The organism is Metabacillus indicus LMG 22858, from assembly GCF_000708755.2.
Classification (GTDB): Bacteria; Bacillota; Bacilli; order Bacillales; family Bacillaceae; genus Bacillus_P; species Bacillus_P indicus.
The window spans coordinates 18749-35245 of record NZ_JGVU02000008.1 but is presented as its reverse complement, the minus strand read 5'-3'; the positions used below and the strand labels follow the sequence as shown (position 1 = coordinate 35245).

Annotated in this window: 18 protein-coding genes and 1 riboswitch; of the genes, 3 read left to right on the top strand and 15 right to left on the bottom strand. The window is 44.6% G+C overall.

From position 1 onward, the window contains the following. Positions 1–270 precede the first annotated feature (270 nt). From AZ46_RS19040 to AZ46_RS19005, 8 genes are all read right to left on the bottom strand, one after another. Positions 271–1029, bottom strand: coding sequence for a class I SAM-dependent methyltransferase (locus AZ46_RS19040; RefSeq protein ID WP_029286296.1), 759 nt, complete (start codon positions 1027–1029; stop codon positions 271–273). Between the two features lie 87 nt (positions 1030–1116). Further along, complete coding sequence (gene uptA, locus AZ46_RS19035; protein WP_029286294.1) at positions 1117–1716, bottom strand: undecaprenyl phosphate transporter UptA; 600 nt, start codon at positions 1714–1716, stop codon at positions 1117–1119. A gap of 130 nt (positions 1717–1846) precedes the next feature. After that, complete coding sequence (locus tag AZ46_RS19030) at positions 1847–2545, bottom strand: hypothetical protein (protein ID WP_029286292.1); 699 nt, start codon at positions 2543–2545, stop codon at positions 1847–1849. Continuing rightward, positions 2542–3411, bottom strand: a complete 870-nt coding sequence (locus AZ46_RS19025) for an ABC transporter ATP-binding protein (RefSeq protein ID WP_029286290.1) — start codon at positions 3409–3411, stop codon at positions 2542–2544. Before AZ46_RS19025 ends, AZ46_RS19030 begins: the two co-directional genes overlap by 4 nt. Beyond that, positions 3401–3778: a GntR family transcriptional regulator gene (locus AZ46_RS19020; protein WP_029286288.1), complete on the bottom strand. Its 378-nt coding sequence runs from the start codon at positions 3776–3778 to the stop codon at positions 3401–3403. The genes AZ46_RS19025 and AZ46_RS19020 overlap by 11 nt, the downstream gene beginning before the upstream one ends. A 153-nt stretch (positions 3779–3931) precedes the next feature. After that, a complete protein-coding gene (locus AZ46_RS19015; protein ID WP_029286286.1) occupies positions 3932–4249 on the bottom strand; it encodes a DUF3889 domain-containing protein in 318 nt (105 codons plus the stop codon). A 49-nt stretch (positions 4250–4298) separates the two neighbouring features. Then, positions 4299–5171, bottom strand: a complete 873-nt coding sequence (locus AZ46_RS19010) for a GNAT family N-acetyltransferase (RefSeq protein ID WP_029286284.1) — start codon at positions 5169–5171, stop codon at positions 4299–4301. Next, entirely contained in the window at positions 5168–5794 is a 627-nt protein-coding gene (locus tag AZ46_RS19005; RefSeq protein WP_029286282.1) for a TetR/AcrR family transcriptional regulator, read from the bottom strand. Before AZ46_RS19005 ends, AZ46_RS19010 begins: the two co-directional genes overlap by 4 nt. A 170-nt stretch (positions 5795–5964) precedes the next feature. After that, a riboswitch (SAM riboswitch) is annotated at positions 5965–6075 on the top strand. A gap of 124 nt (positions 6076–6199) precedes the next feature. Here AZ46_RS19005 and AZ46_RS19000 point away from each other — a divergent pair. Together AZ46_RS19000 and AZ46_RS18995 are read left to right on the top strand one after the other, a co-directional pair. Further along, on the top strand, positions 6200–7492 hold the full coding sequence (locus AZ46_RS19000) for a Na+/H+ antiporter NhaC family protein (RefSeq protein ID WP_029286280.1): 1293 nt from the start codon (positions 6200–6202) through the stop codon (positions 7490–7492). 258 nt (positions 7493–7750) lie between these two features. Then, entirely contained in the window at positions 7751–8227 is a 477-nt protein-coding gene (locus AZ46_RS18995; RefSeq protein ID WP_029286278.1) for a CarD family transcriptional regulator, read from the top strand. A gap of 600 nt (positions 8228–8827) precedes the next feature. On the opposite strand, the gene AZ46_RS18990 is transcribed toward AZ46_RS18995, so the two are convergent. From AZ46_RS18990 to AZ46_RS18965, 6 genes are all read right to left on the bottom strand, one after another. Further along, a complete protein-coding gene (locus tag AZ46_RS18990) occupies positions 8828–9484 on the bottom strand; it encodes a TetR/AcrR family transcriptional regulator (protein ID WP_029286276.1) in 657 nt (218 codons plus the stop codon). A 54-nt stretch (positions 9485–9538) separates the two neighbouring features. After that, a complete protein-coding gene (locus AZ46_RS18985; protein ID WP_029286274.1) occupies positions 9539–10552 on the bottom strand; it encodes an ABC transporter permease in 1014 nt (337 codons plus the stop codon). Continuing rightward, positions 10549–11274, bottom strand: coding sequence for an ABC transporter ATP-binding protein (locus AZ46_RS18980; protein WP_029286272.1), 726 nt, complete (start codon positions 11272–11274; stop codon positions 10549–10551). Before AZ46_RS18980 ends, AZ46_RS18985 begins: the two co-directional genes overlap by 4 nt. A gap of 128 nt (positions 11275–11402) precedes the next feature. Next, positions 11403–12773, bottom strand: a complete 1371-nt coding sequence (locus AZ46_RS18975; RefSeq protein WP_029286271.1) for an aldehyde dehydrogenase — start codon at positions 12771–12773, stop codon at positions 11403–11405. Positions 12774–13028: 255 nt separating this feature from the next. Continuing rightward, positions 13029–13526, bottom strand: a complete 498-nt coding sequence (locus AZ46_RS18970) for a cupin domain-containing protein (RefSeq protein ID WP_029286269.1) — start codon at positions 13524–13526, stop codon at positions 13029–13031. Beyond that, entirely contained in the window at positions 13527–14069 is a 543-nt protein-coding gene (locus AZ46_RS18965; RefSeq protein WP_235728255.1) for a class I SAM-dependent methyltransferase, read from the bottom strand. 274 nt (positions 14070–14343) lie between these two features. Here AZ46_RS18965 and AZ46_RS18960 point away from each other — a divergent pair, with 274 nt between their 5' ends. Then, a complete protein-coding gene (locus tag AZ46_RS18960) occupies positions 14344–15585 on the top strand; it encodes an MFS transporter (protein ID WP_029286265.1) in 1242 nt (413 codons plus the stop codon). Positions 15586–15643: 58 nt separating this feature from the next. Here the strand turns inward: AZ46_RS18960 and AZ46_RS18955 are convergent, their stop codons facing one another. Further along, positions 15644–16372: a YqcI/YcgG family protein gene (locus AZ46_RS18955; protein ID WP_029286263.1), complete on the bottom strand. Its 729-nt coding sequence runs from the start codon at positions 16370–16372 to the stop codon at positions 15644–15646. Between the last annotated feature and the right edge of the window lie 125 nt (positions 16373–16497).

Genomic DNA, 16497 nt, shown 5'->3' with positions numbered 1-16497 from the left:
TAGAAAAGCGGAAGCGCCCGTTTTGCTCCGGCAGTCAGATAAGAAATCACCCGAAAAGTCCGGTTTTGACTTTTTGGGGGATTTTGTTCTGACAGAGGAGCCTGAGCGCTGCAGCTGGACAAGGAGTCAAGTGCCTTCCGATTCAGTCCACTTTATTTTCTGGATGTATTGGCTAAAAACTGTAATCAATCAACTGTCAGCAAAAACCACCGAGGCACCAATTTTCCGGGACTTTAACCAGTACCGCCCTTCAGCCCTCTTCCCTTTTCATCATTCCGGTTTTACAGCTTCAAACGTAATCGTCTGCCGGTCATGCTCCGGTGCTGCTCCATATGTATAGTCCGCAGAAATTACAATGTCTGTAAAGCCGAGGCGTTCTAGTACCAGCTTAAATTCCTTCACTCCGTACCACCTCATGGCAAACCTCTGAAGCTCGGTTTCTGAAAGCTTTCCGTCTTTCCACTTTTCATACTTCAGATAGGTCACGGAATACTGCTCTAGCACGCTGTACTCAACCTGCTTTGCCTCCATTGTGATGATGTGCTGATCGGGCGTTTCCCACGTGCTGGTGAACACTTGATTCAGCTGTTTTTCCGGCTGCAGGTCAAGATCGAGAATGAGACGGCCGCCCTCTGTTAAATGGTCATAAAAATTCTTCAGCGCATGGACAGATTCCCTCCGGTCTTCAATCAGCAGAAAAGTGCCTGCAGGCAAAATAATCGCGTCAAATTTTCCCGGAAGCTTGAATTCACTCATGCTTGCTTCTGTGAGCACAGGGCGAAGTCCTCTTTCCTCGCAGCGTTTTCTGCATGAGTCAAGCATATGTGCCGAGGTATCGATGCCCTCGATGGCGAATCCGTCCTCAAGCAAAGGAATGTACACTCTTCCAGAACCCGCTCCCGGCTCAAGAATTCTTCCCTGCACTTCTCGCAGACGTTCCCGGTAAAACTCCAGATCGCCAAAGGAATGGCCCACCGGTTTGTCTATATCATATACTTCTGTTGCTAGCTTGCTGTACTGGCTGAACATTCACATCCCCCTTGCCGCGCATTCTACTATTATTAATAGCCCTAAACGCATCCAACATACATTTAATCAAACGTTTGTTTAATTCGCTTACATTCTTTTTTCTCCTGCTTCATTTTTTTTCATTAAGTAATAGCCAATGCCAGCAAGCGTCATAATGAGTATCATCGGCAGCACAAACGGCTCTGCGGCTTCTTTAATTTGCGTCCAATTCGTGCCAAGCTGAATGCCCATATATAAAAAGAAAATGGTCCAGGGAATCATGGCTGCCACCGTGTACACGGTGAATCTCCACAGCGGCATTCTCCCAATCCCGGCAGGAATGGAGATGGCGTGCCTCACAACTGGGATAAATCTTGCCGTGAAAATAACCCCAGCTCCGTATTTTTCAAACCATTTTTCAGATAGATCCAGATGATGGCCGCTGATGAAAAGGTATTTTCCAAACTTCTCAAGAAAAGGTCTTCCTCCGTAATACCCCATCCAATAAAGAAACAGCTGCGCTAAGGTTCCGCCAACTACGCCGGCGATCACAGCACCTGTAAAGTCTACCCGGCCGAGTGAAATCAAATATCCTCCGTAGCCAAGCACAATTTCACTCGGAATGATTTCAATCATCAAACCGAGCGCAATCCCGTAATAACCAAGATCTGCAAGCGTCTCAAGCAGTGAGTAAATTAGCTCCTTCATAATGGCTCCTTTTCTCTTCATATTTCAGCAGCCTGTGCGGCCAAGCCTTTCACACATATATATGCTTGTTCCTCTTCCTCTAATCTCTTAAAAACTGAAAAAAGCAAACCGGAAACGGTCTGCTTTCTCTTTATCTTGTCATTACTGATTTGGCAGCGGCACCTATGAGAATAAACCATCCTAACACTAATAGAAGTGCTCCAACCCCCATCAGGCCTCCGTGGTATGCAAGCGCCTGTTCTCCTCCAAATTTGAATATTACTGCGATAAATTCATCCCGAACGGCCGGAATAAACAGAAGGACTGCAGCAAGACCAATAGCAGCATATCCGCCAAGGAGGCCAAAGCGGTAAAAAATACTTCCAAGCACAAAGAACATGGCCTGAAGAAAGAAGCAAATGGCAGTATCCACATAAAAATTCGTCAAATACGGGAACTCACTTTCAAGGATCATCGATAGGTAGAACAATTTCAGCTCGCCTGGTCCAAAGGCTTCCATCGCTTCGAGCACCATAATCAATACCGTATGGGAAGCAGCCATAAACAATGCAAGCATCAGCAGGAACAAGCTTGTCGTCACATAATAATTCCGTCTTGTCGCGCCCATTTTGATGCTGAACGGATACGTTTCTTTTACTGTCAGGAAACCGGCAATCGAGCTGAAAATGTAAACCGCCATTCCGCTTGAAACTGTCAAATTGCCTCCAGTTGATAACTGAATTCCGTAGGATAAAGCCATACATGCAATGAGAATACTCCAGAAGATCGCAAGGGAATTACGGATGTCCAATACTTCAAACAACAGTATGCCGCGGCACTGTCTGATCATGCTGATACCCCGCCTTTCGTTTTTTCTGTCAAGTAAACCATCAATTCCTGCACAGGCACATGCTCTACTTTGAGTCCTGCTTTTTGTGCCTCTGATTTGCTTTCCCCGTACAGCACCGCCTGTTCCATGCTGCCGAATGCTTTCCGGTGAATGACATTCTTTCCTGCTGTAAATGCGGATACATCTGATCTAGGGCCGTTTACGATGAACGATTCCTCGCGAAGCTCATCGGCATTTTTCTGCATCAAAAGCTTTCCGTCCGAAACAATCAGCACTTCTTCAAGCAGCCTGCTGACTTCATCGATAAGGTGTGTGGAAAGGATGAACGTTCTTTCCCAGACCTCATATTCTTCCAGAAGAAGATCGTAAAATCTGCTTCTGGCTGCAGCATCAAGGCCGATATACGGTTCATCGAAGATGGTGATAGGCGAGCGGCTTGCGAGTCCTACGGTAATTCCGAGCGCAGATTCCATTCCTTTTGACAGCGATTTAACTTTCATTTTCTTATCCAGTGAAAATTCCTCAAGGAGTTTTTCAGCTGTTTCAAGGCTCCAGTTCGGGTAAAAGTACCCGGCAAACTTGAAGATGTCGCCGATTTTCATTCCCTTTTTAAAATTTTCGCTTTCATTGATAAGGCAGATCGATTCTGTAATTGCCTGATTTTCAAACGGCTTCTGGCCGCCGATCAGAACCTCGCCGCCATCAGGCATGACCTGCCCTGCAAGAATCTGCATCAGCGTGGTTTTGCCTGCTCCATTTCTGCCGAGAAGGCCGTAGATTTTATTCCCTTCGAGTTGCATTGTAATGGCGTCCAATGCTTTCTTTTTCCCATATTCTTTTGTTAATCCCGTGATGCTAACGTTCATTTGCTCCGCCCCCTTTTTCAAGCATTTCTTTCAAATCGCTCACACTGATATTCAGCTTTTGCGCCTCGGATTTCAGCGGCAGGATATAGGCTTCAAAAAACTGCTCCTTGCGCTGATGAACCAGCTTGCTCTTTGCCCCGTCTGCTACAAACATCCCAATTCCCCTTTTCTTAAAAAGAATGCCCTTTTCAACCAGCTGATTAATTCCTTTTGCTGCAGTTGCAGGATTGATCTGATAGTGCGCTGCAAATTCATTCGTTGACGGCACCCTTTCTCCTTCCTGCACTAAGCCATTGATGATATCGTCTTCAACCTGTTCTGCAATCTGCTGAAATATCGGCCTGTCAGTGTCTAAAAATGGATTCATGTGACTGACCCCTCTTCCTGTCTGTTCATTGGTTAGTTACTTATGTAATTAACTATATATCATATTGGCAATCATTGTCAAACTTATTTGTAAACTTTTTCAATAAATATAGGCAAAAAAAAAAGAAACGGAGGCATTTGCCATCCGTTTCTTTTATGCGTCTTTGAATGTTACGTTCGTTACCTTTTTCGTCTTTTCGCTGTACTCCACATAGACGAAAATCTCAAACGTTTTGCCCCGCTCCTTAAGAACAAGCTTGAAGGTTTCTGTTGAGATGATGCCTTTTGTCTTCTTCCCGACATGAAGATAATCGGTGATCTGTGCACCGGGGTATTTTTCCATCGTTTTTTTCATAGCTACTCTTCCGTACTCTTCGTACGACTGAACGTGAGCTTCAGCCGAGGCTTGAGTCTGTTCCTGAACAAGAACGGCCGGAAGACATAGAAGCAGAAGAATAAGGATCCGGTTCATGTGCAGCACCCGCTTTCTTTTTCTCATAGGGTCTGCAGAGGACTGAACTTTATGCAGTCATCTCTTTTACCATAAAGACCTGCTCTGCTTTTACGATGAATCCCTCGTCTTCAAGAATGCCGCAGACAGAATGAGCTCTCGGGAAATTCACGGCTGTCCTGCTGATGTCAGCTTTATTTGAAAACGCAAATGCTTCGTGCAGCAAAGATTTAAGGACATCTTCTTTGTTTTCATGCTCAGGGTGAGCTTCGCACTGAAACAGGAGAATCCCGGAAAGCTTTCCTTCTTCATCGTATTTGCGTTTTGAAAGGGCATAGCCAATCGTTTTTCCGTTCTCAACCGCAAGCAGCGCTTCACCGTCACGAATGTTCTGCCACTGCACCTGCCATGGAATTAGCCTGCTGCAAAAAGAGTGCTCCGCTAAATTATGCGGCTTTTCCCAGTGAATATCATGCGTTAGAGCGGGCGGATCGAGTGTCAATGGAGCCGAATATCCGAGGTGAACAAGCTGATCTGCCGTCTGATATCCCATCTTCTCGTACAGCTTGATTGCCCGGTTATTATGCGAAAGTGCTTCAAGTGTAGCCGTGTGGACTCCTTCTTTTTCATAGATGGACAGGACTTCTTCCATCATCTTTTTCCCGACGCCTTTGCTCCGGTATGCAGGGGCAACTCCGGTGCCTCCGTTCCAGGAGACGTTTTTGCCGTCAATGGACCTGACGCCGTTTAAGATCAGTCCGACGGGTTCGGTTCCGTCAAAAGCCACAATGGACAACGCGGGTGAAAGATTCTCAAATACAAGTCTGTTCAGAAAGGCTTCAAGTGTGAGAGTCATATCAAAATCATAGCCTTCAAACCCCTTGTTCCATGCAATCAATGCATCTTGAAGTGTACATTGGGACAGCCGTTTACATGTAATCATTCTCTCTCCCCTTTTCTTACGTACATAAACACCATTTCTTCAAGTGTCTTCATCTGTTCCCGGAACGGATAATCGTTTCCGATGACAGAATAATGAAGGCAGGTGCCGTCAATTGTTCCCCATACCAATGACGAGATAATAGCAGGGTCCGCATCCGGCCGGAATTCCAGCTGATCAATTCCTTCCTGCAAAATCTCCATCAGCAGCGTCCGGTAAACCTCTTCATATCGTGCAGTCATCACCCGTTTCAGCTCTTCATCCCGTCCTGAATGAATCCAAAACTCAAGGTGAACGCCGATCATCCGCTGCCAGTCCGGTGAAAGCTTGATTTCCAGATAGTTTTCGAAGAACTGTCTGAGTTTCTCTTCGGCCGTTTCCTTTTTTCGGAAACGTTCTTTTAGCCCTGCTATATTCTCTTCTGTCTTCCTTTGCATCAGCTGCAGATAAATGTCTTCCTTGCTTTTGAAATAGTTATAGATGGCTCCTTTGCTCAATCCGGATTCAGCTACAATGTCATCGATGGTGGCCAGCTGAAATCCCTTTTCCCCGAATGCCTTCAGAGAGCTGTCCAGAATATGCCGCTTCTTCTTCTCCTTATATTCCTCTGATACAATTGGAGCCACATGCAGCCCGCCCTTCCTTTTTATAAAACCGACTATATAGTCCATATTATTCCATACACAGTGAAAAATTCAAACAATTTTGATTATAAATTGAGTAAAAACTGCCATTTGACTTTTGCACCGCAACCCCTTAATGTAGTAAAGGTATTTTTTAAAACACACATATCATCTTCTTATTAAGAGAGGCAGAGGGACTGGCCCTGTGATGCCTCGGCAGCGGACTCGCAATCCTTGTGAGTGCTGTGCCAATTCCAGCAAGCCATGCGCTTGAAAAATGAGAAGAGCTTATTTCCATTCCGGATATAGGATCTCTTCTTGTTATCAAGAAGAGATCTTTTTTTATGCAGTCAGTTTTTATCTGCAGAGAGCGGAACACTATGATTACGGAAGAAACGAAAGGTGGTTATTATGAAGACAAAAGCTAACGGCTGGGCACTTTTGCCCCTCGTTATTTTCATCGGACTATTTGTGGGATCGGGCATCATCACAGGAGACTTCTATAAAATGCCGATCCTTGTGGCAATCCTTGTTGCCGCAGCAGCAGCCCTTATCATGAACCGGAAAGAAAGCTTCACATCAAAAGTGGAGAGTTTCTCAAAAGGAGCGGGACACCCTGACTTAATGATCATGGTCTTTATCTTTATTCTTGCGGGTGCTTTTTCGGAAGTGGCAAAAGGAATGGGCGCCGTTGAGTCGACGGTTAACCTGGCACTGTCCTTCCTGCCTCAGAGCCTGCTGATTGCAGGGCTGTTCATCATCGGCGCGTTTATCTCGCTTGCGATGGGTACCTCTACAGGTACGATTGCCGCTCTTGCTCCGATTGGAGTCGGAATAAGTACAGAGGCAGACATTTCAGTGGCTCTTGCAATGGGTGCCATTATTGGCGGAGCCATGTTCGGAGATAACTTGTCGTTCATATCGGATACAACTATTGCAGCTGTCCGAACACAGCAAACAGAAATGCGGGACAAATTCAAAGCAAATTTCTTTATCGTGCTGCCCGCAGCCATTATTACGTGCATTGTGCTTGTCGTCATCACACTGGGCGGACAGGCACCAGTTACACCTGAAGCGTACAGCTGGGTAAAAATGCTTCCATACATCGGGGTTCTTGCAGCAGCACTGCTTGGAGTAAATGTCATTGCTGTTTTAGCAGGAGGCATTATCCTCGGCGGAGTTATTGGAATGGCAGACGGAAGCTACACACTAACAGCGTTTCTGCAGAAAATAACAGACGGCATCATGGGAATGGCTGAGCTTGTCATTCTTTCGCTCCTGATTGGCGGTATGGTAGAGCTGATCAAGCGAAACGGCGGCATTCACTTCATTCTTGAAACCATGACGAAGCGTATTTCTTCTAAAAGAGGGGCAGAATTTGCGATTGCGGGCCTTGTCAGCTCTACGAACCTTGCAACGGCAAACAACACAATCTCGATTATTGCAACGGGCCCTCTTGCCAAAGATATGGCGGACAAGTATGAAATCGATAAACGTAAATCAGCAAGTCTTCTCGATATCTTCTCATGCAGCATCCAGGGACTGATCCCATACGGTGCGCAGATGCTTTCAGCGGCTGAATTTGCTTCCATCTCCCCGACAAGCATTCTGCCGTACTCCTTTTATCCGGTACTGATTGCTCTATGTGGTATTGTGGCGATTTTGATACAGTTTCCGCGGTTTAAAAGAAAAGCAGCGTAAGAAAAAACAGCGTCCTAAATAACACGGTAAATCATATATCAATCAGCATACTAATTTGCATAGAAATTAGTATGCTTTTTTTTGATATTCGCAGGAAAATCCACCTTCCCTTTATTGGTAATCCGACACGTTTCCTGCTGCATTTTCTTTTTTTGATCTTCAAAGGAAAAAGTAGTTGACACCAAAAATAAATTTATGATATCATTAAAAATTTGATAAAAAATAATCTATATGTTAAGCTTTAGAAGGTTACCATATATGGAGGTGGATTATTTGTTTCAAATTGGCGATAACATTGTTTATCCAATGCACGGAGTCGGTATCATTAAAGCTATAGAAGATAAGGAAATATCAGGGAAAAACCAGCAATATTATGTCATAAATATGTTAATAGGCAATATGCAAGTCATGATTCCTACGGATAAAATACTGAGTTCACGTATACGCCCAGTTACTGACATACTTGCATTAAAGCACATCATACACATTTTTCAGCATGGAGAATCAGATAGATTACTGACGTGGAAACAAAGATATAAAGTAAACACGGACAAAATTAAAACTGGCAACATACAAGAAGGTGCTGAAGTTATACGTGATTTAATGCGTATGAAGAAAGAAAAAGCACTTAATACAAGCGAAAAAAAAATGCTGGATAACGCACATGAATTTTTGATTAGTGAACTGGGAGTCATTAAAGGGATCACTGATCATCAAATAAATAGTTTCTGTTAAGGCTGATTATAGGTAATGTCATACAACTTCCTGAATCTTACGGGAATATGATTACTATTAAAAGCAAATCTATTCAAAAACAGCCCACTTCTTCAGCTCACTATTAGAGCATTCACCTCTTTTGTTATTTCTGCAATCTAATCCATTTCTATTTTTTTAATTTCTTTTACGAACGTTTGAAGTTTCATCAAAAACTCGATAAAATAGTCGCTTGATTTTTGCAATCCTGACTCACACTGGCGCGGACAAGGAGCCGTAAGGATGAAAGAGAGGTAGGGCTTTCATTGTTTTAGGTATACAAAATACTATCCAGTCCGGTTATTTCCAGAAAAAAATAATCAATATTGAATGGTGATTTTTTCTTCTTAATGTAAAAAAGATAATCGAATTGGTAACACCATATGGTCAAATATAAAAGAGGCTGGGCTTCGAATAATTCACCTTTTTCTGTGTTATTCAGGAATTCACCCTGCTGCCTTAGTGGTTGGCAGTGAATTTTCATATTTTAATTTAAAAAGTATAAAAGCCGGTGACATTTTACTCCTCGTAAAATGTCACCGGCTTTTTCAGTTCAGAGGAGGGTTTTGTCCCAGCCTCTTTTTATTTTTTCATTAATCCATACAGCAGAAACTGAATGGTATATTCTTTTTCCGCCTCATCATCCCAATCCAAATCCGGAAGAAGAATAAACCTTGCAAACAAAAAGCCCATAATGCTGGTCACAATCATCCTCAGCACCGTTTCAGGCGGCATTTTAACCATTTCCCCTTTTTCCTGAAAGAAAACGATAAGCTCCTTCAGCTTTTCCATGGCGTGTGTTTCAATAACTTTTCTGATTTCCCCTCTAAATTCTTCGTGAAAGAATACTTCCTGAAGAAGAATTTTTACGACAGGCTGATTTTTTTTCACAAATTCATACCGGTTCTCCAGGATAAATCGCATGAGCTGCTCGGGATCTTCATGCTTTTGCTTAGAAATCTCTCCGATAAAGTTCTTCACGAGAAACGGAGCTGCAAATTTGGTGATCGTTGGCTTTACGATTGCAAACAGCAGATCCTTTTTCGTCTGATAATGCCTGAAGATTGTGCCCTCTGCGACACCGGCTTTCTTCGCAATTTCACTTGTTGATGCAGCTGCAAATCCTTTATCGGCAAATATTTCAATGGCCGCTTCCACGACCTTTTTCTGTTTATCGCTCATTTTCACATCTTCATCGGTCAGCCTCAATAGCTCTTCAATGGAAAAGTGTTCACTCATTTAAAAAACTCCTCATTCATCAATACATTTATTATATCTGAAAATGAGCAGTCACTACAGTCTTCTCACTTTTTTCAAAGCAAAGATGTTCAGAACAAGAAATAAAACGGCAAATCCAAGCAGCACATATACATCATTCGCAATATGCTCCCAGCCATTTCCCCTGATCATGATTTCCTGCAGGGCATCGGCCCCATATTTCAGAGGCATAGCGTAACTGATTGCCTGAAGCCACTCCACCATGGTTTCAAGCTTAAACAGACCTGAAAAGAACACCTGCGGGACGATGATCAGCGGAATGAACTGAAACATCTGCAGCTCATTGCCGGCAAACGCAGAAAGGAGCGTGCCGAGCGTCAAAGAGGTCATGGCAAGCAAGAAGGTTATGAGAAGCACGTAAAAGTAAGAGCCTTCCATCATCATATCCAGAACACTGATCGAGAAAGCGGAAATCAGGATCGCCTGAAAGGTTGTAAAGATACCAAACCCTATCACATAACCAAGGACAAGCTCATAGCGTTTAAGCGGCGTTGCCATAATCCGGTCGAGTGTCCCGCTTGTGCGTTCGCGCAGAAACGAAACACCTGAAATTAAAAAGACAAAGAAGAAAATAAAGACACCAATTAGAACCGGACCAATGTAATCAAAAGAAGACATTTCCTCTGATCCATGCACGTATGAAATGTCTGCCTTCCCTTGCTGTCCGGGCTGTGCGCTTTTTTGTATCAGCCCGAGTACAGACTTACTGACGCTTGGATCTGATCCCTCAACCAATATCTCCTGTTTCCCTTGATCAACACCAAGAAATGCATCAAGATCTTTCTCTTCGATGTAGTCTTTGCCTGCATTTTTGCTGAACTCCTCCACCTCTGCGCCATTTTTCTCCAAAGCAGCGACAAGCTGTTCAGGAGCTCCATGCACTCCGATTTTCGGCGTATAGGCTTCACTGTCAAAAATAAAGTGCATCAGCGTCAAGATAAACAGGGGCGCCACAAGCATAAGCGCAAGTGTCCGCTTATCGCGGAAAAACTGCTGAATGATTCTGATCACAATGGCCATCACTCTCATTTGCGCTCACCTCCGTATGCTAAAAATGCCCCTTCTATGGTCGCCGTTTTTGCTTCGCTTTTCAGTTCTTCTGGCGTACCCGCTGCAATAAGCTTTCCATCTCTCACAAAACCGATTCTGCCGCATTTTTCTGCTTCATCCATCACATGCGTAGTCACGACAATAGCCGTACCGGAATGCCTGATCCGCTCGAGCTCCTCCCATATGGACTGCCTTAGAATCGGATCAATTCCAACGGTCGGTTCATCAAGAACTAAAACCTGCGGTTCATTAAGCATGGCAATAGCAAGCGATAACCGGCGCTTCATTCCTCCCGAGTAGTCTCCGGTCCGCTTTCCGGCATGCTCAGCAAGATTGACAAGATCAAGCACGTATTCAATTCTTTCCTTTTTGTTCTTTCCTCTCAGTCCGCTTAACGAAGCAAAAAAGGACACATTCTCTTTTCCGGTAAGCTCAGAGTACAAAGCATCTGACTGCGCCATAAATCCTATATTCTTAAGCATATTCAAATCCGGCATTCGGACGCCAAGGACACTTGCCTCTCCATTGGTTGGCTCTTCAATTCCCACAATCATTTTGATGATTGTTGTTTTTCCTGAACCGGATGGTCCGAGCAGTCCGAAGATCTCCCCTTTATCGACTTTAAATGTTACATCTTGAATAACTTCTTTCTTTCCGAATGACTTTGAAACAGACTGAAGTACGATAGCTGGTTCACTCATCGTTTCCCCTCCGATCTTTACATGTGAGTGATTACTCACTTATAATATATGACACAGAGGACGTTTTGTAAAGTGAGTAATCACTTATTTTTTGCAGAAAAAAAGCAAACCTTAAAAAAGGTTCGCCTCTATTTCAATAGCCGCTTCACAATCTTCAAGCTGTTTTTCGCATTCGGATAACGGAAGCTAAAATCAAATCTGGTTGTCTGATTCAGAACGCTTTTATAGTGAGAAAAAGCATCGAAGCTGAATTTGCCGTGATAGTTGCCCATTCCGCTTTCTCCTACTCCTCCAAACGGCAGGTGCGGAGTTGCGATATGCATGAGCGTATCATTGATGCAGCCTCCTCCAAAAGAAACCCTGCTGACCACCTGCTCTTCTGTCTCCTTGCCTGAAGTAAATAAATAAAGCGCAAGCGGTTTAGGACGTGCCTGGATAAAAGAGATGGCTTCTTCAAGCTCCCTGTACTGGAGTACAGGGAAAACCGGTCCGAAGATCTCCTCCTGCATGACAGGAGAATCTGTGCTTACATCCCCAAGGATGGTCGGAGCAATAGTAAGCGTCTCTTTCTTTGACCCGCCTCCATAAAGAATGGTCCCTTCCTTGATGAACTCTGTCAGACGGTCAAAATGCTTTTCGCTGATCATTCGGCTGTACTTTTCATTCTGGAGAGGATCCTTGCCGAACATTTGCTCAATTTCTGACTTGAGTAGGGTCATAAATTCCTCTTTTATGTCTTCATGAACCATTAAATAGTCAGGTGCAATACAGGTTTGACCTGCATTTGTAAATTTTCCGAAAGCAATTCTGCGGGCTGAGAGCTTAAGGTCAGCGTCATTGTGGACAATACATGGACTTTTCCCGCCAAGTTCAAGAGTAACAGGTGTCAGATGCTTCGATGCTGCCTCCATCACAATTTTGCCGACCGGCACGCTGCCGGTAAAGAAAATCGTATCAAATTTCTCTGCCAGCAGTTGCTGATTGGTTTCAATTCCGCCTTCAATAACGGCGATGTACTCCTTTGGAAACGTCTCTTCAATCATACGTTTCAGCAGGCCGGATACAGCAGGAGCGAATTCAGAAGGTTTTAATACGGCCGTATTCCCTGCCGATATGGCACCGACAAGCGGCGATAAAGCAAGCTGGAAGGGATAGTTCCACGGGGCGATAATCAGCGCGGTTCCATAAGGTTCAGGAACAATTCTTCCTCTCGTGCCGATATGGGTAACCGCCGTTTTTACTTTTTCAGGAGCTGCCCACTTTTTTAAATGTTTGCCGGCAAAAGAGATCTCTTCAAGAAGGATCCCGATTTCCGTTGTATAAGCCTCAAACTCAGATTTGTTTAAGTCTTTATTCAGTGCATCTATAATGGCCTGCTCGTTTCTTTTTATCGACTTGCGGAGACGAACCAGGTTTTTTTTGCGGTCTTCGAGTTTTCTTGTATGTCCTTTTAAAAAATACTCTCTTTGGGCCGCAAGAATGGAGTGTATGTTGTCCATATTATTATTACCGCCTTTTAATTGTTTATATGTTTAATCTCATAAACGTATAGTACATGATTTGACGTGATCGTGTCAAACTTTAAACACTTTGCGTCATTCCGGTGAGTTGCGCCATTTTCTCTTATGATGCTGTGGGATTTGTGGCGTCATTCCGGCGAGTTGCGCCACATTCTTTTACGATGCAATCAGAAAAGTGGCGTCATTCCGGCGAGTTGCGCCACTTTCCCTTATGATGCGCCCAGCGTTGTGGCGTCATTCACCAGCTTTCCAGTACTCAAACAGAGGTCCATCTCTCCCGAAAAAAGGGTCATTTAAAGGCAACGGAACCTGCTTAATCCGGCTGAAGGCATTCTCATATTCCTCCGGTTTTCCGGTGCACATATCCATTTCCTGATTGTCCGGATAGGCCCCCATGACCTGGAAGTCCGCATCTTTTTGCAGGCACTTATGGCCTACTCCGGCCGGAATGATAGCCACATCGCCCTTTTCCAATAGAAGTTTGCGTCCATCCTCCCCTCCAAAAAGAACCTCAGCCCTTCCGCTGAGTACGCCGAGCACTTCATGCGCGGAACTGTGAAAATGATGATAGCTGTAGACTCCGTTGACCCAGGCTCCGTTCCAGCTGTTCTTTTTTAGGGCATTTTCAAATTCCTCTTTTTCAGAAAAAGCGGTTTTGTAGACGAGCAGCGGAAGCTCTGTGTTGTTCGGTATCGTTCCATCTCCTTCAAACAGCTCATGCTGGATGTTCATTCATCTTCCTCCTTTTTTGATGCCTGTCACGCAGACAGTCAGCTCAGGACGCACTTTTTTAAAGGATACCCTTACATCTTCATATCCGCAGGCGAGCATATCATCGCGGATCTGCCTGCCGAACATTTTTGTTTTTTCGGCTGATGCATCTTCTTCCCTGGGCTGCATCGTGATCGCGGCCATTCCTCCGGGCTTCAGGGACTTCGTAAGATTTTCAAGCCCTGCTCTCGGGTCATTCCAAATCGTGTAATTGTTGACTGAAAGCAGCTTGTCGTACGTGTTCGCAGGAAGTTCGACTGTTTCGGCATCGGCCTTCATTACTTTCACGCGTCCATTTTTCACATAGGTGCTGAACTGCTTTTCTGCCTGTTCCTTCATCGTTTCAGAAACATCCACTCCGTCTATAATGACTCTGCGATAATGCTTCAGCATGAAACCAATACTGTAGCCCGGACCAAATCCAATTTCCAGAACGCGGTCCCCAGGCCTTATCTTCAGTTTGCCGATTGTCCATTTATTAATCGTTGTGTTTTCAAGTGCCATGATTTTGCCTGCTACAATTCCTAAGAAACCTTTTGGCCTGCTGAAATTTTTTGTGAATGCTGAAAACATGTTCCGCACCTCTATTTCCGTCTTTTTCTTATCTTTATCACCAATTAGATGATTGTAAACAATCCCCGCCCCAAAAAAGAGAGATTGACAGCTGGGATGAAACTGCATATTCTTAACTTAAACGATTAAGTTAGTTCTTTACTCGTCTTTTAAACAGATTGTAAACCAGCGTAACTTAAACGATTAAGTAAAGGGGCTGAACATAATGGCTGAACCTCAGTCTGCTCACGTCTTGCTGCAAAAGCAAAGCTTATGGTCAAACAAAACCTTTTTGTCTCTTTTCACCGCTTATACCCTTTCCATTTTTGGAGGGACGTTCCATACGATCGCCCTGAATATCTGGGTGCTGAAAACCTATGACAGCGCCTCCCTTATGTCTGCCGTCCTGATTACCCATATGCTTGTGACCACGTGTTTTGCCTCCATAGCAGGCACGGCGGCAGACAGGATGAACCGGAAAAAAATGATGTGGATATCAGACTTGATAAGGGCTCTGCTTGTGGTTTGCCTTGCCGCAGCAATTGCGGTGGAAACTCCGTTCTGGGTCATCATCCTTCTTACTGCAGGCACGGCCCTTTCCGGGCTGTTCAAGGCTCCTGCTTTTAACGCTTCGCTCACTGATGTGGTCGGCAAAGAGAAAATCCAGGCAGCAACAGGGGCTATGAGTCTTGCAGACAATATTGCAAGAACACTGGGGTTTGCAGCTGGCGGAATTGTTGTGGCTGCTTATGGCGGTGTTGCGGCTATTTTAATTGATGCGCTTATGTTCTTTGTATCTGTCATTCTCGTACTCGCGGTGAAAAATTTCCCAGAACACAAGCGGACCTATGCAGAAAAAACAACGTTTAAGCAGGATTTGCTCACTGGATTCACATATATATGGCAAGAACCGTTCGCACGGGCAATTACCATTCTATCTCCTGTTCTCATTTTGTTTTTTACCACATCGCTAATGATCATTCAGGTAATTGCCATTAAAGAGTGGAAAGCATCCCCTGCTGAATTCGGCCTGATTGAAGCAAGCATCCCCCTTGGTTACATGGCCGGGGCAGGACTGATTATGGCATTTGAAAAGAAATTGGTTCATAGAGGCATGATTATTCTTGGCAGTACAATCGCCCTCGGTCCGCTCTATGCCATTCTTGGAAAAATTGACTCGGCTGTGATTGGGATTCCCGTCATTTTGCTGGTCGGATTTTTATTTTCATTCAGTACCCTGCTCATACATGTCATACTCAGACTTGAGGTAACGAGCAGCATGCAGGGAAGAGTGTTCGGAACAATCGGTGCTCTTACGAGTGTTTTTCCTCCTGCGGGCCTCGCTGCAGCTTCGTTTTTCACCGATATCTTTGGCGGCGGCCGCGTGCTCCTTATTTGCGGTTTACTTCTTACGATCATCGGTCTGATCGGGTGGTTCTGTCTGAAGGATTTGAGGAAGTACAGGTAAGTGATTAGAACTCCAGCATGCAGAAGCTGCCCGGCAAATGCCGGGCAGCTTCTGCTTATTATTTATGGTGAAAAGGGCATTTGCCCTGTATGGGTTCAATGTCATCTCCGATGAAGTACTGCTTCCACTCTCTGTGATCCGGGTCCCCGTAGTGGCTGATGTTCGGGTGCTTTGGAAGCTGATCCCACTTTTCTACCCGCTCTCTCACTTTTTCGCGGGACATGCTGCCTCCCTCTGACGTGCCTTCAAGCCCTTCAAAAATGCGGCGCGGCTGGAAACCAAGCACTAAGCTTGCCCCGAGGTCTCTTGTTTTCCGCTGCTTGTAGGCGGGGGCATTTCCAAAAACGAAATACGGCTCATCGGCAAACGAAAATGCCCAAAGATGATGATCCGGATCCTGCGGGTAATCCTTCGGCCAAGGCTCTTTGTCGATATCATGAAGGTACTGAAGCACATTCCAGAAATACTCCCGGTAGTACGGAATCGATTTCTCGTCCTCCTCCGGTTCAACGAACACGAACAGACCATGGCGAATGAGCTTCTCGGCTTCATCAAACAGCTTTTTAAACGCAATCAGGGCTTCCGGCAGATTGGACCAGTCTTCTTTTGATATGTACGCATATCTCAGCTCTCCTTTTTTTTCGGCTGCCATGCCGAAGTAGCACGGAAAGGTTTTATTTGTGACGACACTTCTGAAATTCTGATATTCCCTGATGACCCATTCGGGAACGATTTCAGGATTGGTCATATCTTCTTTTTCAAGCAAATATTTAGGCACCGTGATCATCGTTTCACTCCTTAATAGATTGTGAACAGCATCTTGTCTCTCTTTCCATACCCTGCAATCAAGTGCTTTAATCCATTAAATAAATATTAAACAAACGTTTAATTGAGACCTTGTCCTTTAAGTTT